Below are 23,004 nucleotides of genomic sequence, written 5' to 3'. Positions count from 1 at the left end.
GATGGAAAATAAGTTGATAGTATCATCTTCTCCTCATGTGAGAAGTAATGAAGATACTTCATATATAATGAAACAAGTTATTATAGCACTCCTTCCAGCAGCAGTAGCAGGAGTATACTTCTTTAGACTTAATGCTTTGAGTGCTATGTTTTTTTGTATACTTGGTACAGTAGGTACTGAATTTTTATATCAAAAATTTATGAAGCAAAAAAGTACTATAGGAGATTTTTCAGCTGTTGTAACAGGATTATTATTGGCATTTAACGTACCTGCATCACTTCCTTGGTGGATGTGTCTAGTAGGAGGAATATTTGCAATATTAGTAGTTAAAATGGTATTTGGTGGAATTGGATGTAACTTTGTCAATCCAGCACTTGCTGCAAGAGCATTTTTATTAGCATCATTCCCAGTTGCAATGACTGCTTGGACTCAACCAGGTGTTAACTGGATAGGTAAAAACTTAGATGCAGTTAGTACAGCAACTCCATTGAGCTTTTTGAAAAATGGAGCAGCAGGATTAGCAGACCTTTCTAGCAATGGAATTAGTCTCGCTGATATGATGATTGGTAATATTGGTGGATGTATAGGTGAAACATCAGCAATATTATTATTATTAGGTGGAGTATACCTAATGTATAAAGGCATAATAAATTATGTTATACCAGTATTTTACATAGCAACTGTATTTATATTAACATTCCTTTTAGGTGGATTTAATATAAATTTCGCAATATATCAATTGTTTGCTGGAGGTCTTATGTTAGGTGGATTCTTCATGCTTACGGATTATACAACTTCGCCTATGACTAAGAAAGGTCAAATAATATACGCTGTATTAGCTGGTCTTATAACAACTGTTATAAGAATGTATGGTGGATATCCAGAAGGTGTATCTTACTCAATACTACTAGTAAACTGTCTTGCTCCACTTATAGATAAGTTTGTTAGAAATAGAGTGTTTGGGGAGGTGGCTAAATAATGAATAGTATTGTAAGACTAGGTGGGACTTTACTTGCTATAAGTGCTATAGCCGCATTAGCACTTGGAGCTACAAATCAAGTTACAGCTCCAGTAATAGAACAAAGAAATATACAAGCAAATAATGAACTTAGAAAAGCAGTACTTCCAGAAGCAAAAGAGTTCAAAGAAATGGAAGAAAGTACTTATAAAAACCTTGGAGATGGACTTATAGCTGAGGTATATGAAGGTCTTGATGGTTCTGAAGTAGTGGGATATACTTTAAAAGCTAAACCAAGTGGTTATGGTGGAGAAATTGAAGTTATGGTAGGTATATCATCTGAAGGTCAAGTTACAGGTGTTGATATTGGGAATATGACAGAGACAGCAGGACTTGGAGCAAAAGCTAAAGATGATGCGTTTAAAGGTCAATACAAAGGAAAAACTGCTGAACCTCTTGAAGTAGCAAAAGGTAATACAACAGCAGACAATCAAATACTAGCAATATCAGGTGCAACTATTACGTCTACAGCAGTTACTACAGGAGTAAATGCGGCTATAGATGTTTTCAATAGTGCTCTTAATAAATAAGGAGGGTTAATTATGAATTTAGCTAAAGTATTTAAAAATGGGCTAATAGATGAGAACCCAACATTTGTGCAAGTTATAGGTATGTGTCCAACACTAGCCGTTACAACTTCAGCAATAAATGGAATCGGTATGGGTCTTTCAACAGCAGCAGTTTTAATATGTGCAAATTTAGTTATATCATTACTAAGAAAAATCACACCAGATAAGATAAGAATACCTATATTTGTAGTAATTATAGCTACATTTGTTACAATAGTAGGAATGGTTTTAAAAGCATATGTTCCTGCTCTTGATAAGGCTCTTGGTATATATATACCATTAATAGTTGTTAACTGTTTAATACTAGCTCGTGCAGAAAGTTTTGCTTTTAAAACTGGTCCACTAGCTTCAATTGTTGATGGTGTAGGTCAAGGTCTTGGATTTACTGTTGCTCTTACAATAATAGGTGCAGTAAGAGAATTACTTGGAAATGGTAGTTTATTTGGATTGACTCTATTTGGAGCATCTTTCCAACCAGTATTAATATTTATATTACCACCAGGTGCATTCTTAACATTAGGATTCTTATTTGCAGGATTTAATAAATTAAGAAGTAAAAAAGCGTAGTGGAGGTGTAATAAATGAATTTAATACTTTTATTTTTAAGTATCGTTCTTGTTAATAACGTTATAACATCTCAGTTCTTAGGTATATGTCCTTTCTTAGGAGTTTCTAAGAAAGTTGATACAGCAGTGGGGATGGGAGTTGCAGTTACATTCGTTTTAACTTTAGCTTCAATTATAACTTATTTTATACAGATTTTATTAGTGAAAACTGGAACTGAATTTTTACAAACAATAGCTTTCATATTAGTTATAGCTTCTATAGTTCAGTTCGTTGAAATGGTAATTCAAAAGATGAGTCCATCTTTATATCAAGCATTAGGAGTTTATTTACCTCTTATAACTACAAACTGTGCAGTTCTTGGTATAGCTCTAGTTAATGTTCAAAAAAGTTATAACTTAGTAGAAACAATAATAAACGGATTTGGAGCTGGAGCTGGATTTACTTTAGCAATAGTAATATTCGCAGGTATAAGAGAAAGACTAGAATTAGCTGATATACCAGAAGCGTTTAAAGGTTTCCCTATAACACTTATATCAGCAAGTTTAATGTCAATAGCTTTCTTAGGATTTACAGGACTTATAAAGCTATAAAAAAGAGGGGTGAAAATAGTGATACTTACAGCTGTATTAGTTTTAGGAGTTATGGGCTTAATCTTCGGGATAGTGCTAGATTTCGCATCTAAAAAGTTTGCTGTAGAAGTAGACGAGAGAGTGGAAGCTATACTAGGAGTACTTCCAGGAGCTAACTGTGGTGGTTGTGGATTTCCAGGTTGTGGAGGTCTTGCAAGTGCAATAGTTGAAGGAAAAGCACCAGTTAATGGCTGCCCTGTAGGTGGAGCAGATGTTGGTGCAAAAGTAGGAGAAATAATGGGAGTAAGTGCTGAAGCAGGTGAAAAACAAGTAGCAAAAGTTATTTGTAAAGGAACTTGCTCAAGTGCAAAAGATAAATATGAGTACGAAGGAATATCAGATTGTAGAGCAGCAAATGTTTTAAATTCAGGAGCTAAAATGTGTAAATTTGGATGCTTAGGTCTTGGAACATGTAAGGCTGCTTGTAAATTTGATGCTATCTCTATAGTTGATGGAGTAGCAGTAATAGATGAAGAGAAATGTGTAAATTGTGGAAAATGTAAAGAAGTTTGCCCTAAGGGTATAATAATCACAAAGCCAGAAAGCCAAGAAGTAGTTGTAGAATGTAACAGCAAGGAATTTGGTAAAGCTGTTAAGGAAAAATGTACTGCTGGATGCATTGGTTGTGGAATGTGTGTGAAAGCTTGTAAATTTGATGCTATAGTATTTGAAAATAAAATAGCTAAGATAGACCCTAGCAAGTGTGTAGGCTGTATGGAATGTGTAGCAAAATGCCCTACAAAAGTAATATCAGGTGATATAACTAAGAAAAAGAAAGTTACTATTGACCAAGAACTTTGCGTTGGATGTACAGTATGCAAAAAACAATGTAAGTTTGATGCAATAGAAGGAGAATTAAAAGAAAAACATAAGGTAGATGCTGATAAATGTGTAGGATGCCATTTATGTATGGAAAAATGTCCAAAGAAAGCTATTAAAATTTTGTAATATGGACAAAATAAGGATATGGAATAATTTCCATATCTCTAATGAGTACATAAAACAGAGGTATGGAATAATTTCCATACCTCTATTTTATGTATATTTATTCTATTGGTAATAAATATAACAATAGTGTAACAAAAAAGGTTCGACATTTCTGTTGAATTTTTTACAATATAGTGATAGACTAAATAGGTACAAATTACGTACAAACGAGGTGAATAAATGAATATAATCTTGGCATCAGCCTCTCCAAGAAGGAAAGAAATTCTAGAGAATACAAATGTAATATTTGATATAATTAAAAGTGAAATTGATGAGATTATATTGGAAGGCGAAGCACCAAAACATTTAGTTATGAGATTGGCTTTTGAAAAAAGCATGTCTGTAGCATCTGAACATAATGAAGATGTTGTTATTGGAGCTGATACAGTTGTTGTTTTAGACAATGCTATTTTAGGAAAACCTAAAGATGAGTCTTGTGCAAGAAATATGCTAAAAAGACTATCTGGAAGAGAGCATCAAGTCATAACAGGTATTAGCTTAATAAACTTGTGCGAAGATAAGAAAGTAATTGATTATGTAATCAGCAATGTGAAATTTAAAACGTTATCAGAACAGGATATTGAGGATTATCTGAGAACTAAAGAGTCATTTGACAAAGCAGGAGCTTATGGCATACAAGGCTATGGGGCTTTGCTAGTTGAAGAAATTAAAGGAGACTATTTTAATATAGTTGGTCTTCCGATTTCAAAGTTAGGTGACTTATTAAAAAAACATTTTAATATAAATCTTTTTTACGGAGTGTGATTTATCTGAAAAGGTCATTTAATTCAACCATTAAGGTAAAAGAAATGGCACCAGAGGAAAGACCCAGAGAAAAGATGCTTGCTGAAGGAGTAAAGAGCTTATCAAATACTGAATTGTTGGCTATACTTTTAAGAACTGGCAATAAAAACAAAAATGCTATTGAGTTAGCCAACTATATAATAAATAGAGATATTCAGGGTATTAGACATTTAGAAGATATGACAATAGAGGAGCTGTGTAATATAGATGGAATTGGGTTATCAAAAGCAACTCAAATTAAAGCAGCTTTAGAACTAGGCTCTAGAATAGCCAGTTTTAAACCTATGAAGTATAAAATAAAAAATCCTTGGGATATACATAAATATTATATGGACAGCCTGAGGTATTTAAAAAAAGAGGTTTTTAAAGCGGTTCTTTTAAACACAAAAAATGAGATAATATCTGATGTAGATATATCTGTAGGGACTTTAAGTTCGTCATTAGTCCATCCTAGAGAGGTTTTTAAAGAAGCTATAAGGAGAAGTGCAAGTAAAATAATAGTAATGCATAATCACCCTTCAGGAAGTGTGGAACCATCAAGCGAAGATAAGAATATCACATCAAGACTTGTTAAATGTGGAGAAATAATTGGAATAGAAATAATTGACCATATAATTATTGGAGATGGATTATACTTTAGCTTTAAAGAAAATATGATAATTTGACTTTATATGTGATAAAATAGTAGGAGAATGTTTTTAACATGATTCTTAATAGTAGGAAGGAGTAAAATCATGGCTAAGGAAAAAAAGAAAGAGAAAAAAGGTTTTTTTAGTTTTAATAAGATGACAAAGGATATGGGAATAGATTTAGGGACTGCAAATACATTAGTTTACATAAAAGGACAAGGTATTGTTGTTAGAGAACCATCAGTTGTCGCAATAAGAGATGACAGTAAGGAAGTTTTAGCAGTAGGTGAAGAAGCTAAAAAAATGATAGGTAGAACACCAGGAAATATAGTAGCTATAAGACCAATGAAAGATGGTGTAATAGCAGATTTTGATATAACTCAATCAATGATTAGTTATTTCATACAAAAAGCAGCTGACAAAAAAGGTGTTGTAAGTCCAAGAATAGCTATATGTGTTCCTTTTGGAGTTACAGAAGTAGAAAAGAGAGCTATAGAAGAAGCTGCAAGACAAGCAGGAGCTAAAGATGCATTCCTTATAGAAGAGCCAATGGCAGCAGCTATAGGAGCAGGATTAAAAGTTGAAGAACCAGAAGGTAATATGGTAGTTGATATTGGTGGAGGTACTTCAGAAATAGCTGTAATATCTTTAGGAGGAATCGTTACTGCTAAATCTATAAGAATTGGTGGAGACGAGTTTGATGAGTCTATAGTTGCCTATGTAAAAAAAGAATACAATCTTATGATAGGTGAGAGAACTGCTGAAAATGTTAAGATTAACATAGGTTCTACATTTAAAGATGATGAAGAAATAAACATGCAAATAAGAGGTAGAGATTTAATTTCAGGGCTACCTAAGACAATAGAAATCTGTTCTACAGAAGTTAGAGAAGCTTTAAAAGAACCTGTAAGTTCAATAGTAGATGCTATAAAATCTACACTAGAAAAAACTCCACCAGAATTAGCATCAGATATAATGGAAAACGGAATAATGCTAACAGGAGGAGGAGCTTTGCTTAGAGGTCTTGATAAACTTATTACACAAGAAACTGGAATGTCTGTGCAAATAGCAGAAACACCTCTTGATTGTGTTGCACTTGGAACAGGAAAATCTGTTGAAGACCAAGAAATCTTTGAAAAAGTATTAATGATGAATGCTAAAAATTAGAAGTTGGTGATGGCCTTGAGATTTGACAAGAATAAAAATGAGAAAAAAAGGATTAATGTTAAAGTGATAGCAACGGGCGTAGTTGCTATCACTTTAATTGGAATTGTGGGTATATCAATTGGTAAGTTTTCTAGTGGTAGCCCAGTAAATTTAGGAGTAGCATCAGATGCTATTACAAGTGTAGGAAAAGGAATAAATGATGGATTTTCTTTTATCAAAAATGGATTTAAAGACATATCAAATTTCAAAGAAAATTCTAAAAAGGTAAAAAATTTAGAAGCAGAAAATGAAAAACTTAAAAAGAATATGATAGCTTTAAATGCCAAATTAGATAAAACAGAATCGTTAGAAGAGTTAAAAAAGACACTTAACTTTGTAGAGGAAAAATATAAAGCAACAAGTATTTCTACAAGTGTTGTCAGTAAAAATGATGGAAACTGGTATGAGAGTTTTGTCATAGGTGCAGGAAAAAATTCAGGTGTAAAAAAAGAAAGTATAGTTATGAATGGTAGTGGATTAGTCGGTGTAGTTTATGAAGTTTCAAACAATTATAGCAAGGCAATTTCACTATTGGATTCTAAGGCATCTGTAAGTTTTAAACTAGCAAAGGATGCTAATGCCAAAGGAACAATTACTCAAAATACTACTTTAGATAATAAAGATAGTTATAATAGTAAAGGATATTTACAAGGTTATATGTTTGACTCATCATACAATGTGATTCAAGGAGACATAATAACAACATCAGGTCTTGGATTCTTCCCAGAGGGGATACCAATCGGTGAAGTTGAAAAAGTAGTTGATGATAAAGATAAGTCACTAAAATATGTAGTTGTAAAACCTTATGTTGATTTTAAGAATATAGATGACGTTGTAGTCATAGAACCAAGAAATATAGGATAAAGGGGATAAAAACAATGAAAAAAGTTTTACTTTGTCTGTTGGGGATTGTGCTTATGACTATAGAAAATAGTATAACAAATTATATAGATATTTTTGGCATAAGCTTTAATCTAGTTCTTATATATGTTACTATAATCTCTCTTTATTTAGATGAACTAGAGGGTGGAATTATAGCGGCTATAATAGGGCTTATTAAAGACATAACCGTTGGTGGAATTTTTGGTGTAAATGCGTTAGTTTTGTTTGTTATTGCATATGCAATCGGACACATGAGAGACCAGCTATATAAAGGTAGCTATATTATTACTTTCGTTTTGATTTTTATAGGAAGTTTAATTGATTCAATTGTCAATATAGGTACATCTAGTATAATCTATCAAAGCTATAGCATATCAACACTTTTTATAAAAGGTCTACTAGTAGCACCAATAGTGAATAGTTTAATTGGTTTAGTAATATATCGCTTATCTAAAAGAGCAGTTTTAAAACTTAAAGAAGATTAGTTGGTGAGTTCATGGAAGAAAATAAACAAGTTGATAGACTAAAAATAATTAAAATAGTCATAAGTGTGGTATTTTTAGCTATTTTAGTAAAAATAATCTACATGACTACATTCAAATATGAATATTACAATGAGTTAGCTGAAAATAAAACATATAAGAAGTTGGCAATAGAAGCTCCAAGAGGAGAAATAAAAGATAGATATGGAAGATTGTTAGCAGGAAATAAAAACTTATTTACTGTTCAGGTTTCAGGTAACGATATTAATAAAAAAGATGCAAATAAGCGTTCAAGAGCAAATGAAATATCATTAAAGCTTATAAATTTGCTTGAAAAAAATGGTGAAGAATATGTAGATGAGTTTCCGATATACGTAGAGAATGGAAAATACTATTATACATATGACAGAGATATTAGAGAGTATAAATCAGAAAATGGTATTCCAAACGATTATAATGCTAAAGAAAGTTTTTATTACTTAGTAGATAAACTTATATCAGCTGGAATATTGTCTCAAGAAGATAAAAGATTGGATGCAACAAAATTACAGGCAAAACTGAATGAAAATGGATATTATCCACCTATTTTAGTTAGTAAATGGATGTTTACAGCAGAAAGAGATAAGAGAGATTGGCTGGCTAGTTATAAGATAAAAGAGACCAAGCTGAATGCTAAAGAAGCGTTTGAAAAAGTAAGAAATAGTGAGGCATTAGATATTGATAAAAGCCTAAGCGATGAAGATGCTAGAAAAATAATGATTGTAAGAGATTTGATAAAATCAAAAGGATATTCTCAGTATAATCCAGTAACCATTGCAAAAGATGTAGGAGAAACTACAATTGCACAAATTGAAGAGCGTGCTATGGACCTTGTTGGTGTTTCAATAGCAGTCGAACCAGTAAGATATTATCCTAATGGAACTTTAGGTTCACATATGTTAGGATATGTAGGGAAAATGCCATCAACTCAAATAGAATCATATCTTCAAAAAGGTTATGAAACTGGAGATATGGTAGGTCTTGCAGGAGTAGAGAAAAGTAATGAAAGCAGGCTAAGAGGAACTGATGGTTATAAAATGGTTAAGGTTGATGCATTAGGAAGAATAAGTAAAGAAATTGAATCTAAAAAGCCTAAATCAGGAGATACTGTATATCTTACTTTGGACAAAGATTTGCAAGAAGTCTCAGATAATGCATTAAAACAGATAATAGAAGTTGCTTCTAAAGGTGGTACTTTTAAAAGTAAATTTGGTGATAAACCAATTAGTGCATATGCAGGAAAAGCACAATCAGCAGCCCTTATAGCTATTGATGTAAAAAATGGAGAAGTACTAGCTTCTTCAAGCTATCCTAATTATGACCCAAATAAATTTGCAAAAGGTATTTCTACAGAAGATTATAAAGCACTTCAGCCAAAGAATCCAAATGACTTACTAGCAGGAAGTCCACTTTTAAACTTGGTTACACAAGGGGAATTCCAGCCAGGTTCTTCATTTAAGATGGTAACCTCAATGGCAGCTTTAGAAAATGGCTTAAATCCAAACTTTACAATAAATGACCCTGGTGTTATCATGCTAGGTAAAAAATCTTTTGGTGACTATGTATGGAACCATGGTAGAGGAAATCATGGTATGACAAACTTGTATAAAGCAATACAAGAGTCTTGTAATATATATATGGCAACTATTGGTACAGGTAAAACATGGCCAGATGGAAAAAGCATTGGTATAGACATGAATGCCAATAAAATTCTTGAATATGCAAAATTATTTGGACTTGACCAAAATACTGGACTTCAAGATGAAGTAGAAGAAAGAGCAGGTAAGGTACCTAGCACAGAGGATAAGCTTAAATCAACACAAGCTCTGTTAAAGTCAAATTTAGAAAGAGAAATGGCAAATGATTTTGTTGATATAACTAGAGATAAAAATCCTAAAGAATATGAAAAAAGAATCAATGAGATTGTAAGCTGGGCAGCAGAAAAGAAAACTCCTGGTAGAGTAGAAACAATGAATAGACTAAAAAAATTGGATGTTAAAGAAGATAGAATTGAAGAAGTAGCAGATTTAGCAGTATTTAGTTATTTTAACTTTGCAAAATGGAGTACTGCAGATACATTCAACTTAGCTATAGGACAAGGTGAGAATGCCTATACACCAGCTCAGATATCAAGATACGTGGCTGCCATAGCAAATGGAGGTAACTTAGTAGAATTATCTGTAGTTGATAGAGCTGTTTCAAGTGATTATTCATCAGTGAAAATCAATGACCAGAAGAAGGTAGAAAAAATACCTTTTAAAAATCCTGATAACTTAAAAGAATTAACAAAAGGTATGAAATTGGTTGCAAGACAAGGTACAGCAAAGAGCGCCTTTGCTGATTTCCCAATAGATGTAGCAGCAAAGACTGGTACAGCTGAGAAAAGTGGGAAAATACCTACAGATAACGAATATGAATATTTAAAAAGTCATATGTCATCTTATAATGTTAATCTAGATGATGCAGTTAAACTAGCAAATAGGATGAAAGCAGAAAAAGAAAAAGAACTTTCATTAGCTAAAGAAAAGGAAGTAAAAAAGAAATTAGAAAATAAAGATTTAAAGGACGAAGAAAGAAAGAAATTAGAAGAAGAATTAGAGGATGGAATAAAAGTTAGATTAGAAGATACTGATAAAGTAAATTCTTCATATTTAAGAAAAGCTATAAAAGAATTAAATCCAAAAATAACAGATGACGAGATAGATAAATTTAAACAAGATTATGGTTCTTTTACATGGACTGTTGCTTTTGCTCCAGCAGATGACCCAGAAATAGCTGTTGTATGTGTAATTCCTCAAGGTGATTCAAGTGTATTCTCACTTTTACCAACTAGAGAAGTTATTGGAACATATATGGGGTTAGAACCAACTAATAGTAAAAAAGACAACAATACGAATGATGTTAACAATTCTTCTGACGAAAATATAAATTTCGAGTCACAAATTAACAGATAGCTTAATCCACGTATAAACTTTAGCTTTATATATAAAAAATAAAAGGATTTAAAGCGTATTTGAAGAATATAAATGATATATCACTCTGGAGGTTGTTATGTCTTTAAGAGAAATTTGTAGTCAAGAACTAGTAGAGTTCAAGGGTAATAAAAGAGGGATAATAGTAAATATAAAAAAAGAAGCTCCATTTGAGGAAATACAGGAAAAAATAATAAACAAATTGGAAGCGTATGTTGGTTTTTTTAATGGGGCTAAAATTAGTAAAATTAATAGTGATTATTTAACTGACATGGAGATTTTAGAATTAAAAGAAGGAATTACTTCTAGATTTGATGTGGAATTTGTTGAAGATCACAAAATTGAAGAAAATAGTAATTTTCCAACAAAATATGTCAATACCCTAAGATCTGGAGAAAATATTGAATTTGAAGGTGATGTAGTAATATTAAATGATATGAAACCTGGTTCAAAAGTCCTTTCAAAATCAAATACAGTTGTTATGGGAGATATAAATGCTGGTGCTAAAGTTGTAGCAGGTGGTAATGTTTTTGTAATGGGTAAAATAGAAGGCTTTGTACATGCAGGTGCAGAAGGTAATGAATTTGCATATGTTGTTGCTGGAAATCTTAATCCTAAAATATTACAAATAGCAGAGAATATTGCAGAAGCTCCAGATGATGAAGAAAATTATGAAATTGAATCAGAAATTAGCCCAGAAATAGCCTTTGTGAGTAATGGAAGAATTGTAATCGAAAGCTATTTGTCAAAATTAGACAAATAGAAAGAAAAATAGGGGGTAGTATTATGAGCGAAGTTATAGTTATAACATCTGGTAAAGGTGGAGTTGGAAAAACTACTACCGCAGCAAACTTAGGAACTGCGCTAAGCCTAGAAAATAAAAAAACAGTAGTTGTAGATGCAGATATCGGACTTAGAAACTTAGATGTAGTAATGGGTCTTGAAAATCGAATAGTTTATGACATAGTAGATGTAGTTGAAGGAACTTGTAGGCTTAAGCAAGCTCTAATAAAAGACAAAAGATTTGATAATCTATATTTATTACCAGCAGCACAGACTAGAGATAAAAATGCTGTCTCAGTTGAACAAATGGTTGACCTATGTGAGAAACTGAAAGAATCTTTCGAGTATATAATAATAGACTGCCCAGCAGGTATTGAGCAAGGATTTAAAAATGCAATAGCTGGAGCAGATAGAGCTATTGTAGTTACAAATCCAGAAATATCAGCAGTAAGAGATGCTGATAGAATCATAGGTCTATTAGAAGCAAATGAAATAAAAGAGATAAGATTAGTTATAAATAGAATTAGAAATGATATGGTTAAACGTGGAGACATGATGGACAAACAAGATATAATAGAAATATTAGCAATTGATTTGTTAGGTCTTGTCCCTGATGATGAAAGTATAATTATATCAACAAATAAAGGTGAACCAGCTATACTTGACTCAAAGTCACTTGCTGGTCAAGCATACAAGAATATCGCAAAAAGGATACTAAATGAAGAAGTTCCTCTACTTGAACTAGAAGTTGAAGATGGATTCTTTGGTAGACTTAAAAAAATGTTTAGCATGGCTAAGTAGCAAAGGAGGATACATCTGTGTTAGATTTATTTAGAGTTTTTTCTAACGATGCTAAAACTAGTAAATCTGTTGCTAAAGAGAGGTTAAAATTAGTTTTAGTTCATGATAGAGTAGATTGTTCACCACAACTTTTAGAGATGATAAAAACAGACATTTTAAAAGTAATAGCCAATTATGCAGAGATAGAAGATGATGGCCTTGAAATAAAAATGTCTAAATGCAGAGGTGAGCATGATGACAAACCTGTATCTGCATTAGTTGCTAATATACCATTAAAGAATATAAAAGATAGATGTATGTAATTAGTGCTTAAAAGGGGGATATCCTTATTGGTATATGCCCCTTTTATTTAATTATGTGTTTAAAGATAGAAAGACGGTGATTCTTTGAAAAAAATCAATATTAATTATAAGTCGACAATTAAGTTGATAAAACAGTTAGACTGGAAACTTATAGTTACAGTATTAGCTATCTTTATTTTTGGACTTGTTATACTTAGTAGTGCAACACATGCTAATTCGACAGGTTCATATAATCAATTAATTAAGCAAGGATTAGCTTTTGTACTTGGTATAGGGATGATTATAGTCATATTATTTTTTGATTATAATCTTCTAGGTAGGTATTACAAAGTGCTTTATATAATAAGTCTTGTTTTGTTAGCCATCGTTTTATTACCTGGAATTGGGACAGAAAAAGGTGGCGCTAGGTCGTGGATTAATTTAGGTCCACTTGATTTGCAAACATCTGAAATAGTCAAATTAACATTTGTACTTAGTTATGCAAAGATACTTGAAACTAAGAAGGACAAATTAAATACATTGAAAGAAGTTATACCTGTTGTGGTTTATGCTATTCCATTTATTGGATTATTACTTGCACAGCCAGATTTAGGAACAGGAATTGTATTTTGTTGTATGATATTTGCAATGCTATTTACAGCAGGTCTTAGTTCAAAATTGATAAAAAGAGGAATAATCATACTGTTGGTATCTATGCCACTGATGTATTTAATGATGGCAGACCATCAGAAGATAAGAATAGAAGCATTCTTAAATCCAGAAGATGTAACACTGAAAGGAAATTATCAGGTTATGCAATCTCTTATTGCGATAGGCTCTGGTGGTGTAACTGGTAAGGGGCTATATAATGGAAGTCAAAACCAAGAGGATTTTTTACCTGTACAAGATAGTGACTTCATATTCGCTGTTGTAGGTGAAGAACTTGGTGTAATAGGAATGTCAGTGTTGATAATCTTATTTGCAATATTCTTATTGAGGCTTTTAGTAATTGCAAGAGATGCCAAAGATTTTTATGGAACCCTCATCGTGGTTGGTGTTATGGGGATGTTTGGCTATCAGATAATCCAAAATATAGGTATGACCGTCGCATTAATTCCAGTAACGGGAGTAACATTACCTTTTGTAAGTTATGGAGGTAGTTCTTTATTAACATCCTTAGCAAATTTAGGGTTAGTACTAAATGTGTGTATGAGAAGAAAGAAAATAAATTTCTAGATTTGATACTTGTAAACATAAATTGAGGAGATTGAGTATATGAATATAGCATTAGTAGCGCATGACCAGATGAAAAATACTATGGTCGGATTCTGTATAGGTTATGAATCAATTTTAAAAAAGTATGGACTGTATGCAACTGGAACTACAGGAAAAAGAATAATGGATGAAACTGACTTAAATATAAATAGGTTAGCATCTGGTCCTTTAGGTGGAGACCAACAAATAGGTTCTTTAATAGTAACACAAGATATAGATTTAGTTATTTTTTTAAGAGACCCATTGACATCTCAGGCTCATGAAACGGATATACAAGCATTGATAAGACTTTGTGATGTTTATCATGTTCCAATAGCTACAAATCTAGCTTCTGCAGAAATATTTATAAAAGCTCTTGATAGAGGAGAACTATCATGGAGAGAAGTTAGAAAAAATAAAAGTCAACGTGTTTAAAAAAATAAATTGTATAATTGTATATGAAATAAGGAGATGTTTCAAAATAAAACTTTGAATCATCTCCTTATTTAAATTAAATAATTTTATTTGTTATTAATGACTATTTAACTAATTTTGCAAATTCTGCACCAAATGCCATACAGTCTTTTAATGTTTCTTCACTAGGGAAGAATTTTTTCTTAAGAGATTCTACAGGCATTTTAAATGACATAGCTTTAAGTAAAGTCTCAGCCATAGTTATACCTTCACCACTCCAACCGAATGAACCAAACACTCCTGCTATCTTACCTTGGTTAGCCATTGGGTCTATAACAGAGAATAAATCCCACATAGGTTTAACCATAGTTTTGTTTATAGTTGGAGAACCTAATAGTATTACCTTTGATACTACTAGTGTATCATGCATTTCTGTTAATGTCATATCTTCCAAATCATATAATTCAGCTTTTGCACCTTCTGCATCAAGACCTTCTTTTATCTTTTTAGCCATTTCTAAAGTATTACTGTAAGCTGATAAGTAGAATATAGAAACTTGATTTTGATTTGTTGTATTAATAGCTTCTGTAGACCATTCAACGTATCTTTTAACGGCAGCCATTGGGTCTTTAGTAAGCATTGGACCATGAGAAGTTAATATAGTATCAAATTCTATGTTCATTCCTACAACCTTATCTACAGCGCTTAAAACATGCTTAGCAAATGGTTTAACTATGCAGTCATAATAGTGTTTAGCTGATTTTAGATAATCTTCACTGTTTACTATATCTGCATCAACACTTGCAAAGTGACAACCAAATGCATCACAAGTTAAAAGAGTCTTGTCCTCTTCAATGTAAGTAAACATTGTATCAACCCAATGTAAGAATGGAGCAGTTATAAATTTAAGATTTCTTTTACCAATATTTAGAACTTCACCATCTTTTATTACATGACAATTAAAAGGTCTATTTATTTGACCATCTAAGTATAGTTTAGCAGCTTTAGTACAATAAACTTCTATATTAGGATTTAAATCTAATAAGTACTTTAAACTACCAGCATGGTCTGGTTCTGTATGATGAATTACAACATAGTCAATTTTAGCTATATCAGTAACTTCTGATAGATTGCTTAAGAATTCATCTTTAAAATTTGCCTTTACTGTGTCAAATAAAACCGTTTTTTCGTCCTTGATTAAATAAGAATTGTAAGTTGTCCCAAACTCAGTTTCCATTATTATGTCGAATACTTTTAAACCTTCATCTACTACGCCAGTAAAGTAGATATCTTTTTTTACTTCAAAAACTTTACTCATTTTTAACCCTCCTAAAATTTATCATTATACAAGTAACATACCCCATTTTGGGGTCAATGAAACAAAAGATGTCATTATAAGTTATCTAAAACAATAGTTCTATGTTTATAATATATCATATTTTGTAAAAAAATTGTAATTCAATAAAAATTTAATATAAAATATACTCAAATATTTTTAGTTATTCTATTTTGTGAATAATATAGGTTTTAAATTCAATATTTTAGTTATATTTTTGATAGAAAATATTTTATCGTGTATAATATTACTTATAAATAAGAATAAAAATAAAGAGCTTGTTTGGAGGAATTTGGATAAATGAATAAAGTAGACTTGAAAAAAATCTTAAAAAAAGTAGAAAAGCCTGCTAGATATCTTGGAAATGAAATAAATTCAATTCATAAAGATACTAGTAATAGTGAATTGATAAGATACGCACACTGCTTTCCAGATTTATATGAAGTTGGTATGAGTCACTTAGGAAGTCATATATTATACGATGTAATAAACAAAGATGAAGATGTATTTTGTGAGAGGGTATATTCTCCTGCTGTTGACATGGAAAATATAATGAGAGAAAAAAACATACCATTATTTGCATTAGAGTCAAGAGAGCCTATAACGAACTTTGATTTTGTTACTTTTACACTTCAATATGAACTTTCATATACTAATATCTTAAATATATTAGATTTAGCAAATATACCAATATTAAAAAAGGAAAGAAAACTGGAAGACCCATTTGTAATGGTTGGAGGCCCCTGTGCCTATAATTCTGAACCTTTAGCAGATTTTGTGGATATAGTAATATTAGGTGAAGGTGAAGAGGTCAATTTAGAAGTAGTAAATGAGTATAAAGAATGGAAGAAAAATAAAACAACTAGAGAAGATTTTTTATATAAAATATCAAGTATAGAAGGAGTCTACATACCAAGTTTTTACGATGTTAAATACAATGAAGATGGTACAGTTCAAAGTGTAACTCCTAATAGAGATGGTATTCCAAAGAATCCTACTAAGAGAATAATAAAAGATGTTGAAACTGTAGACTATCCAGAAAAACTAATAGTACCTTATATAGATACTGTTCATGATAGAATAGTGTTGGAATTATTCAGAGGATGTACAAGAGGATGTAGATTCTGTCAAGCAGGTATGATATATAGACCAATAAGAGAAAAAAGTGTTGAAAGACTTAAGGAGATATTGGATAAATTAGTTAAAAATACCGGATATGATGAAATATCATTATCATCACTTAGTACGAGTGATTATAGTAAGCTATCTGAGCTTACTGATTATTTGGTGGACGAGTATGCTTCTAATAATATAGGGATTTCACTTCCATCTCTTAGATTAGATAACTTCTCAATGGAAATTGCTGATAAAATACAACAAGTAAGAAAGTCTGGACTTACTTTTGCTCCAGAGGCAGGAACTCAAAGGCTTAGAGATGTTATAAATAAAGGTGTTACAGAAGAAGATTTAGAAAATGCAACAGAAAGAGCTTTTGAAATGGGATGGAATAGTGTCAAACTATATTTTATGATTGGTTTACCAACTGAGACTTATGATGATTTAGATGGAATAGCTAAATTAGCATATAAGGTTATTGATATTTACAGAAAAGTAAATGGAGGTAAATTAAAGAGAAGCTTTAGTGTTACAGTAAGTACTTCTACTTTTGTACCAAAGCCATTTACACCTTTCCAATGGCATGGTCAAGATACTACAGAAGCAGTAGTTGAGAAGCAAAGACATTTAGTAAATAAATTAAGAAACAACAATATAAAATACAATTACCATGATTCAAAAACTAGCTTGATGGAAGCTGTAGTGGCTAGAGGAGATAGAAGAATAGGAAAAGTTATATATGATGCATTCAAACTAGGTGCAAAGTTTGATGGATGGGCAGAACACTTTAATTTAGACATATGGAAGGAAGCTATGGAAAAGAATAACCTTTCTATAGATTTCTATGCACATAGAAATAGAAATTATGAAGAGGTATTTCCTTGGGACCATATAGATGTAGGTGTCAATAAAAAATTCTTAATTAGAGAAGATGAGAATGCTAAAAAAGAAAAAATCACTTCTGATTGTAGACATAATTGTAATGGCTGTGGAATAAATATACATGATATAGGAAGGGGGCTTTGCTAATATGAGTAAAATAATAAGAGTAAAATTTAAAAAAGAAGGCGATATGATATATATATCACATCTTGACCTTCAGAGATTATTGCAAAGAGCATTTAGAAGGGCTGAAATAAACTTAGCACATTCTCAAGGATTTAATCCTCATCCTAAGATGAGTTATGGTAATGCTTTGGCTTTAGGTACGGAAAGTCAAGGAGAGTATGTAGATATTGAGATAGAGGAAGAAGATTTATCAGTAGAGGAGTTTTTAAGTAAAGTATCAGTTCAACTTCCAGATGGGATAGAATTTATAAAAGTAAAAGAAATTGATAGACAAACACCTTCTCTTTCTTCTGTTATAGATTATGGAGAATATCTGTTTAATATAGAATTGAAAAGACCTCTTACTAAAGAGTTTGTAAAAAGAAAAGTAATTGATTTTATGAATAATAAAGAGATAATTATAACAAAGAAGAATAAAAAAGGTAAAATGGTCGAAGTAGATATAAGACCTATGATAAGAACTTTTGATGTTTTAAATTTAGAAGATGAACATATTACTCTTACTGCTACTATAGCTACAGGTTCAAAAACTAATTTAAATACTAATATACTTATTCCAAAAATATTAGATATGTTTGAATTGAATATTGACCCATTAGATGTTGATATATTGAGAAGAGACTTATATGTATTAGAAGATGGGGAATTAGTGACTCCTATGTAGCTCGAGAGGTGAAGTTGTGAAAAAGATAGTTATCGAGTCCTTAGTAGGGTCTCAAAAAACAGCAGTACTTGAAGATGAAAGATTAGCAGAACTTTTTGTTGAAGATAGTTTAAATAAAAAGACTGTATCCAATATATATCGTGGAATTGTAAAAAAAGTTATACCAGGAATAGAAGCTTGTTTTGTAGATATTGGCTTTAAAAAGCTTGCTTATTTACAATTGAAAAAAGGAAGTACTATAAAATCTGGTCAAGATATTCTAGTTCAAGTAAATAAAGAAGAGATAGGTACTAAAGGTGCAAAATTAAACACTGAAATTAGTATTTCTGGAAGGTATATTGTCTATATACCTTCCAATGATAGAACTACAATATCAAATAAAATTACTGATGAAAAAGAAAGATTTAGATTAAAAAAAATTACTAAAGCAGTGAATAAAGAAAATTTAGGATTAATAATAAGAACTGAGGCTCAAGGTTGTACTCATGATGAAATAAAAAAAGATATAGAAGAATTAAAATTACAGTATGAGAATATTTTAAAAGAATATAAACTTGGTATAGGACCAAAAGTATTATATAAATCTTTAGACTTTGCAACCAAATATGTAAAGGATAATGTGAATGATGATATCGAATCCATAATTACTAACAGTTATGATAGATATTGTGAACTTAAGTCTATTTTAAAGGGAATAGACAATACTTATGTTGATAAACTGTGTCTTGAAGAAAATAGAGATGTATTTGATTTATATAGAATAGAATCTCAAATAGAGAAATTATTAAATAAAAAGGTATGGTTAAAGAGTGGAGGTTATCTAGTAATTGAAAAGACAGAAGCTCTTACTGTTATAGATGTAAATACAGGTAAGTTTGTTGGAACTGGCAAACTTGATGAGACTGTTTATAAAACTAATATTGAAGCTGCAAAGGAAATTGTAAGGCAGCTTAGAATTAGAGATATAGCTGGAATAATAATAATTGATTTTATAGATATGCACAAAAAGAAGCATCAAAACGAGGTTTTACACCTCTTAGAGGAAGAATTTAATAAAGATAAAAGAAAAGCTGAAGTGTTAGGTATGACGAAGCTTGGTTTAGTAGAAGTTGCAAGACGTAGAGAAAAAGAGTCTATTGATAAATATTATCTAATGTCCTGCCCATGTTGTGATGGTGCACAAACGATAAAATCTATACATCATATGGTAGATGGCATTGAAAAAGAAATTATGAGAATAAGCGAGCATACAGTTTATAAAAATATAATAATAGAGTTTAATGATTTTATTTTTAGACAAATAAAAGAATATTATATGGATATAATTGATAAAATTGGTGAAAAATATAATATAAAAATTTCTTTAACTGCAAATTGTACATTAAAACACAATAAAACCAATGTTATTTTCGATAAAATAGTTGACAATAAAATGTAAATATTTTATAATTAATAATTGTAATGCCGCACAGTAAAGGTCTAAATCTTCAAATGAAGTACCTTGTACTGGCGAGTTTGAGGCCGAGGAGGTGTATTTAATGTACGCTATAGTAAAGACTGGTGGGAAACAATATAAAGTTTCTGAAGGTGATGTGTTATTCGTTGAAAAATTAGAAGCTAACGCAGGTGATGTTGTTACTTTAAACGAAGTATTAGCTTGCTCTAAAGATGGAGAATTAAAATTAGGTTCTCCAGTAGTAGAAGGAGCATCTGTTCAAGCTAAAGTTGTTGAACAAGGTAAAGCTAAGAAAGTTATAGTTTTCAAGTATAAAGCAAAAAAAGATTACAGAAGAAAACAAGGACATCGTCAATCATATACTAAGATAGTTGTAGAAAAAATAAACGCTTAGTAGTTGGTTAAGTTATGATAAAAGTAAAATATTATTATAATGATGATTTCTTGATACAAGGTTTTTGTTTAAAGGGACATGCTGATTTTGCTGAAATAGGCTATGATATAGTGTGTGCTGCAGTTACATCTAATGCTATTGCAGTTATAAATTCTTTAGACAAATTACAAAAGATTGAATTTGAGAAAGTAGTAGGAGAAGAAGGTCATATAGAATGTATAGTTAAAGATATACATATAAAAGATGCACAATTATTACTAAATCACTTTCAATTAGCGGTTGAAGAAATTAAACGGGAATACCCAAAAAATATAAAAATTTTAAAAAAGTAGGGGGTGACTCCATATGTTAAACATGAATTTACAATTATTAGCATCTAAAAAAGGGGTAGGTTCTTCTAAAAATGGTAGAGATTCTATATCTAAAAGATTAGGTGTTAAAAGATTCGATGGGCAATTAGTAACTGCTGGAAGTATAATAGTTAGACAAAGAGGAACTAAAATACATCCAGGAACTAATGTTGGAAAAGGTAGCGATGATACTTTATTTGCATTAGTTGATGGTACTGTTAAATTCGAAAGAAAAGACAAGAAGAGAAAAAAAGTTAGTATATATCCAGTAGCAATAGCTGAGTAATATACATAAAAGGAGTGTTGAGGCACTCCTTTTTCTTATAGTACTGATGAATTTATAATAGTGTTTTTGGTAATGCTAATTAAAAGTTTTTAATTAAGTAGGTGAAGAATTTGTTTATAGATAAGGCAAGAATATTTGTTAAGGCTGGAAATGGTGGAAATGGTTCGGTAGCATTTAGAAGAGAAAAATACGTTCCAGCTGGTGGACCAGATGGCGGAGATGGTGGTCGTGGAGCAAGCATCATATTTGAAGTTGATTTGGGTCTTAGAACGCTAATGGACTTTAAGTATCAAAAAAAATATCAAGCTCAAAATGGTGGGGACGGAAGCAAAGGTAAAAGAGCTGGTAAAAATGGAGAAAATTTAGTATTAAAAGTACCAGCAGGTACAGTAATAAGAGATGAGGCTACAGGTCTTATATTAGCAGATTTAAAGAAAGAAGGAGATACAGCTGTAGTTGCAAAAGGTGGTATAGGTGGTAAGGGAAATCAACACTTTGCCAATGCAGTAAGACAAGCTCCAGCTTTTGCAAAGTCTGGTACAGATGGAGATGAAAGATGGGTAACTCTTGAACTTAAAATGATAGCAGATGTAGGTCTTTTAGGATTTCCTAATGTAGGTAAATCAACATTTCTATCTGTAGTAACTAAGGCCAAACCAAAAATTGCGAACTATCATTTCACAACATTGACACCAAATTTAGGTGTTGTCCAAACTAAGTTTGGAGATAGTTTTGTACTTGCAGATATACCTGGAATTATAGAAGGTGCTTCTGAAGGTATAGGATTAGGTCATGAGTTTTTAAGACATGTAGAGAGAACCAAGGTATTGATACATATTGTAGATATATCTGGACTAGAGGGTAGAGATGCTATTGAAGACTTTGACAAGATAAATGACGAACTTAGACTGTACAATGAAAAGCTTTCAAAGAGACCACAAGTTGTTGTTGCAAATAAATTTGATATATTAGAAGATGAAAGCAAGTTTGAGACATTTAAAAATGAATTAGAAGGCAGAGGGTATACAGTCTTTAAAATGTCTGCAGCAACTCGTGAAGGAATAGATGATGTAATAGCTTATGTCTCTAAACTTTTAAAAGAAGTAGAAGATGTAGAATTAGTTTCAGAAGAAGAAATGTACAGACCAGAGCTTGATATTGGTACTGAAGAAGAATTGAGTATAGATATTGAAGATGGAGTGTATGTAGTTACAGGTAAAGCACTTAGAAGAATAATGTATTCTGTAAATTTTGATGATATGGAATCTCTTCAATATTTCCAAAAAGCTATGGAAGGTCAAGGTGTGTTTGACAGACTTAGAGAGATGGGAATAGAGGATGGAGATGTAGTTAGAATTTACGAATTGGAATTTGAATTTTACAATTAATTTTAGTATAGAATTATAGAGGTGAGAATATGTTAAAAGGAAAACAAAGAGCGTATTTAAGATCTTTGGCAAATACTTTAAAACCTACTACACAAATTGGTAAAGAAGGTGTCACAGAAAGTTTCTTAGAGCAATTAGATGATATGTTAAGAGTTAGAGAATTAGTAAAGGTTACTATACTGGAAAATGCAGGCCTTGATGCTAAAGAAACTGCTAATGCTGTGTGTGAAGCTTTAAGAGCTGAATTTGTGCAAGCTATTGGTTTTAAATTTACTATTTATAAAAGAAATGTTGAGGAACCTAAGATACTTTTCCCAGGACATGAACAGGCAAAAGCAAAGATTAAAAATAATAATGTTACAAAAAAAGGGAAACCAACTAAAAGAGCGGTTAGATAATAGTCTATATACTTTTAGGAAAATAAGTTAAAAAAATAGTGACAATTGGCAGAAATTGTATTATACTATTAAACATAAATTTAAATTAGCAATCTTATCAAGAGAGGCAGAGGGACTGGCCCTATGAAGCCCGGCAACCAGTATATTTTATTATACATTGGTGCTAAATCCTGCAGCAGTTATGCTGAAAGATGAGTATAAACCCGTCATATGGCTTGAGTTTATACTCAA

At 31.3% G+C, this 23,004-nt stretch carries 25 protein-coding genes and 1 riboswitch; of the genes, 24 read left to right on the top strand and 1 reads right to left on the bottom strand.

Annotation, left to right across the window (positions count from 1 at the left end; all coding sequences use genetic code 11):
- Position 1 precedes the first annotated feature (1 nt).
- The 16 genes from Q3304_RS01430 to mgsA all read left to right on the top strand — a co-directional run bounded on the left by Q3304_RS01430 (position 2) and on the right by mgsA (position 14,338).
- Positions 2-979 (top strand): RnfABCDGE type electron transport complex subunit D, encoded by a 978-nt coding sequence (locus tag Q3304_RS01430; protein WP_054269661.1) that lies wholly within the window; start codon positions 2-4, stop codon positions 977-979.
- A complete protein-coding gene (locus tag Q3304_RS01425) occupies positions 979-1,548 on the top strand; it encodes an RnfABCDGE type electron transport complex subunit G (RefSeq protein WP_243192772.1) in 570 nt (189 codons plus the stop codon). Before Q3304_RS01430 ends, Q3304_RS01425 begins: the two co-directional genes overlap by 1 nt.
- 12 nt (positions 1,549-1,560) lie before the next feature.
- Positions 1,561-2,154, top strand: coding sequence for an electron transport complex subunit RsxE (rsxE, locus tag Q3304_RS01420; protein ID WP_021383804.1), 594 nt, complete (start codon positions 1,561-1,563; stop codon positions 2,152-2,154).
- Positions 2,155-2,168: 14 nt separating this feature from the next.
- Positions 2,169-2,744, top strand: a complete 576-nt coding sequence (rsxA, locus tag Q3304_RS01415) for an electron transport complex subunit RsxA (protein WP_054269663.1) — start codon at positions 2,169-2,171, stop codon at positions 2,742-2,744.
- Positions 2,745-2,759: 15 nt separating this feature from the next.
- Entirely contained in the window at positions 2,760-3,731 is a 972-nt protein-coding gene (locus Q3304_RS01410) for an RnfABCDGE type electron transport complex subunit B (protein ID WP_054269959.1), read from the top strand.
- Positions 3,732-3,950: 219 nt separating this feature from the next.
- A complete protein-coding gene (locus Q3304_RS01405; protein WP_407813315.1) occupies positions 3,951-4,535 on the top strand; it encodes a Maf family protein in 585 nt (194 codons plus the stop codon).
- A 44-nt stretch (positions 4,536-4,579) separates the two neighbouring features.
- Positions 4,580-5,239, top strand: coding sequence for a DNA repair protein RadC (gene radC / locus Q3304_RS01400; protein WP_407813357.1), 660 nt, complete (start codon positions 4,580-4,582; stop codon positions 5,237-5,239).
- A 69-nt stretch (positions 5,240-5,308) separates the two neighbouring features.
- Complete coding sequence (locus Q3304_RS01395; protein ID WP_054269665.1) at positions 5,309-6,370, top strand: rod shape-determining protein; 1,062 nt, start codon at positions 5,309-5,311, stop codon at positions 6,368-6,370.
- Positions 6,371-6,379: 9 nt separating this feature from the next.
- Entirely contained in the window at positions 6,380-7,273 is an 894-nt protein-coding gene (gene mreC, locus Q3304_RS01390; RefSeq protein ID WP_054269666.1) for a rod shape-determining protein MreC, read from the top strand.
- Positions 7,274-7,287: 14 nt separating this feature from the next.
- Entirely contained in the window at positions 7,288-7,776 is a 489-nt protein-coding gene (mreD, locus tag Q3304_RS01385; RefSeq protein ID WP_054269667.1) for a rod shape-determining protein MreD, read from the top strand.
- Positions 7,777-7,787: 11 nt separating this feature from the next.
- Positions 7,788-10,766 (top strand): penicillin-binding transpeptidase domain-containing protein, encoded by a 2,979-nt coding sequence (locus Q3304_RS01380; protein WP_407813316.1) that lies wholly within the window; start codon positions 7,788-7,790, stop codon positions 10,764-10,766.
- Positions 10,767-10,863: 97 nt separating this feature from the next.
- On the top strand, positions 10,864-11,547 hold the full coding sequence (gene minC, locus Q3304_RS01375; RefSeq protein WP_054276227.1) for a septum site-determining protein MinC: 684 nt from the start codon (positions 10,864-10,866) through the stop codon (positions 11,545-11,547).
- A 23-nt stretch (positions 11,548-11,570) separates the two neighbouring features.
- The gene (gene minD / locus Q3304_RS01370) at positions 11,571-12,368 is read left to right on the top strand and encodes a septum site-determining protein MinD (protein WP_021383865.1); all 798 of its coding nucleotides are present in this window, start codon (positions 11,571-11,573) and stop codon (positions 12,366-12,368) included.
- Between the two features lie 17 nt (positions 12,369-12,385).
- A complete protein-coding gene (gene minE / locus Q3304_RS01365; RefSeq protein ID WP_021383822.1) occupies positions 12,386-12,670 on the top strand; it encodes a cell division topological specificity factor MinE in 285 nt (94 codons plus the stop codon).
- 84 nt (positions 12,671-12,754) lie between these two features.
- A complete protein-coding gene (rodA, locus tag Q3304_RS01360; protein ID WP_054269670.1) occupies positions 12,755-13,885 on the top strand; it encodes a rod shape-determining protein RodA in 1,131 nt (376 codons plus the stop codon).
- Positions 13,886-13,924: 39 nt separating this feature from the next.
- A complete protein-coding gene (mgsA, locus tag Q3304_RS01355) occupies positions 13,925-14,338 on the top strand; it encodes a methylglyoxal synthase (RefSeq protein ID WP_054269671.1) in 414 nt (137 codons plus the stop codon).
- 103 nt (positions 14,339-14,441) lie between these two features.
- Here the strand turns inward: mgsA and Q3304_RS01350 are convergent, their stop codons facing one another.
- Positions 14,442-15,635 carry an FprA family A-type flavoprotein gene (locus tag Q3304_RS01350; RefSeq protein ID WP_054269672.1) on the bottom strand — a complete coding sequence of 398 codons (1,194 nt, stop codon included), beginning with the start codon at positions 15,633-15,635 and terminating at the stop codon, positions 14,442-14,444.
- 318 nt (positions 15,636-15,953) lie between these two features.
- Between Q3304_RS01350 and Q3304_RS01345 the strand changes: the two genes are divergently transcribed.
- The 8 genes from Q3304_RS01345 (at position 15,954) to Q3304_RS01310 (ending at position 22,773) form a co-directional block, all read left to right on the top strand.
- Positions 15,954-17,798, top strand: coding sequence for a TIGR03960 family B12-binding radical SAM protein (locus Q3304_RS01345; RefSeq protein ID WP_219673571.1), 1,845 nt, complete (start codon positions 15,954-15,956; stop codon positions 17,796-17,798).
- A gap of 1 nt (position 17,799) precedes the next feature.
- The gene (locus tag Q3304_RS01340) at positions 17,800-18,501 is read left to right on the top strand and encodes a TIGR03936 family radical SAM-associated protein (RefSeq protein WP_407813317.1); all 702 of its coding nucleotides are present in this window, start codon (positions 17,800-17,802) and stop codon (positions 18,499-18,501) included.
- Positions 18,502-18,517: 16 nt separating this feature from the next.
- Entirely contained in the window at positions 18,518-19,939 is a 1,422-nt protein-coding gene (locus tag Q3304_RS01335) for an Rne/Rng family ribonuclease (RefSeq protein ID WP_054276232.1), read from the top strand.
- Positions 19,940-20,039: 100 nt separating this feature from the next.
- Positions 20,040-20,351, top strand: a complete 312-nt coding sequence (gene rplU, locus Q3304_RS01330; RefSeq protein WP_003419082.1) for a 50S ribosomal protein L21 — start codon at positions 20,040-20,042, stop codon at positions 20,349-20,351.
- Between the two features lie 14 nt (positions 20,352-20,365).
- Positions 20,366-20,683 carry a ribosomal-processing cysteine protease Prp gene (locus tag Q3304_RS01325; RefSeq protein ID WP_021383819.1) on the top strand — a complete coding sequence of 106 codons (318 nt, stop codon included), beginning with the start codon at positions 20,366-20,368 and terminating at the stop codon, positions 20,681-20,683.
- Positions 20,684-20,696: 13 nt separating this feature from the next.
- On the top strand, positions 20,697-20,987 hold the full coding sequence (rpmA, locus tag Q3304_RS01320; protein WP_003419086.1) for a 50S ribosomal protein L27: 291 nt from the start codon (positions 20,697-20,699) through the stop codon (positions 20,985-20,987).
- 110 nt (positions 20,988-21,097) lie between these two features.
- On the top strand, positions 21,098-22,375 hold the full coding sequence (gene obgE, locus Q3304_RS01315) for a GTPase ObgE (RefSeq protein WP_167639690.1): 1,278 nt from the start codon (positions 21,098-21,100) through the stop codon (positions 22,373-22,375).
- A gap of 29 nt (positions 22,376-22,404) precedes the next feature.
- Positions 22,405-22,773: a YhbY family RNA-binding protein gene (locus Q3304_RS01310; protein WP_054269677.1), complete on the top strand. Its 369-nt coding sequence runs from the start codon at positions 22,405-22,407 to the stop codon at positions 22,771-22,773.
- 91 nt (positions 22,774-22,864) lie between these two features.
- A riboswitch (SAM riboswitch) is annotated at positions 22,865-22,971 on the top strand.
- Positions 22,972-23,004 lie beyond the last annotated feature (33 nt).

This window comes from Clostridioides sp. GD02377, assembly GCF_045899875.1.
GTDB lineage: Bacteria > Bacillota > Clostridia > Peptostreptococcales > Peptostreptococcaceae > Clostridioides > Clostridioides difficile_A.
The sequence above is the reverse complement of the archived record's forward strand: the minus strand, read 5'-3'. Positions and strand labels throughout refer to the sequence as shown.

What these genes read in the sequence shown, in the direction of transcription:
- Q3304_RS01430 (WP_054269661.1), top strand. Translation starts at nt 2, where the DNA reads ATGGAAAATAAGTTGATAGTATCATCTTCTCCTCATGTGAGAAGTAAT.
- Q3304_RS01425 (WP_243192772.1), top strand. Translation starts at nt 979, where the DNA reads ATGAATAGTATTGTAAGACTAGGTGGGACTTTACTTGCTATAAGTGCT.
- rsxE (WP_021383804.1), top strand. Translation starts at nt 1,561, where the DNA reads ATGAATTTAGCTAAAGTATTTAAAAATGGGCTAATAGATGAGAACCCA.
- rsxA (WP_054269663.1), top strand. Translation starts at nt 2,169, where the DNA reads ATGAATTTAATACTTTTATTTTTAAGTATCGTTCTTGTTAATAACGTT.
- Q3304_RS01405 (WP_407813315.1), top strand. Translation starts at nt 3,951, where the DNA reads ATGAATATAATCTTGGCATCAGCCTCTCCAAGAAGGAAAGAAATTCTA.
- radC (WP_407813357.1), top strand. Translation starts at nt 4,580, where the DNA reads ATGGCACCAGAGGAAAGACCCAGAGAAAAGATGCTTGCTGAAGGAGTA.
- Q3304_RS01395 (WP_054269665.1), top strand. Translation starts at nt 5,309, where the DNA reads ATGGCTAAGGAAAAAAAGAAAGAGAAAAAAGGTTTTTTTAGTTTTAAT.
- mreC (WP_054269666.1), top strand. Translation starts at nt 6,380, where the DNA reads ATGGCCTTGAGATTTGACAAGAATAAAAATGAGAAAAAAAGGATTAAT.
- mreD (WP_054269667.1), top strand. Translation starts at nt 7,288, where the DNA reads ATGAAAAAAGTTTTACTTTGTCTGTTGGGGATTGTGCTTATGACTATA.
- Q3304_RS01380 (WP_407813316.1), top strand. Translation starts at nt 7,788, where the DNA reads ATGGAAGAAAATAAACAAGTTGATAGACTAAAAATAATTAAAATAGTC.
- minC (WP_054276227.1), top strand. Translation starts at nt 10,864, where the DNA reads ATGTCTTTAAGAGAAATTTGTAGTCAAGAACTAGTAGAGTTCAAGGGT.
- minD (WP_021383865.1), top strand. Translation starts at nt 11,571, where the DNA reads ATGAGCGAAGTTATAGTTATAACATCTGGTAAAGGTGGAGTTGGAAAA.
- mgsA (WP_054269671.1), top strand. Translation starts at nt 13,925, where the DNA reads ATGAATATAGCATTAGTAGCGCATGACCAGATGAAAAATACTATGGTC.
- Q3304_RS01350 (WP_054269672.1), bottom strand. Translation starts at nt 15,635, where the DNA reads ATGAGTAAAGTTTTTGAAGTAAAAAAAGATATCTACTTTACTGGCGTA.
- Q3304_RS01345 (WP_219673571.1), top strand. Translation starts at nt 15,954, where the DNA reads ATGAATAAAGTAGACTTGAAAAAAATCTTAAAAAAAGTAGAAAAGCCT.
- Q3304_RS01340 (WP_407813317.1), top strand. Translation starts at nt 17,800, where the DNA reads ATGAGTAAAATAATAAGAGTAAAATTTAAAAAAGAAGGCGATATGATA.
- rplU (WP_003419082.1), top strand. Translation starts at nt 20,040, where the DNA reads ATGTACGCTATAGTAAAGACTGGTGGGAAACAATATAAAGTTTCTGAA.
- Q3304_RS01325 (WP_021383819.1), top strand. Translation starts at nt 20,366, where the DNA reads ATGATAAAAGTAAAATATTATTATAATGATGATTTCTTGATACAAGGT.
- rpmA (WP_003419086.1), top strand. Translation starts at nt 20,697, where the DNA reads ATGTTAAACATGAATTTACAATTATTAGCATCTAAAAAAGGGGTAGGT.
- Q3304_RS01310 (WP_054269677.1), top strand. Translation starts at nt 22,405, where the DNA reads ATGTTAAAAGGAAAACAAAGAGCGTATTTAAGATCTTTGGCAAATACT.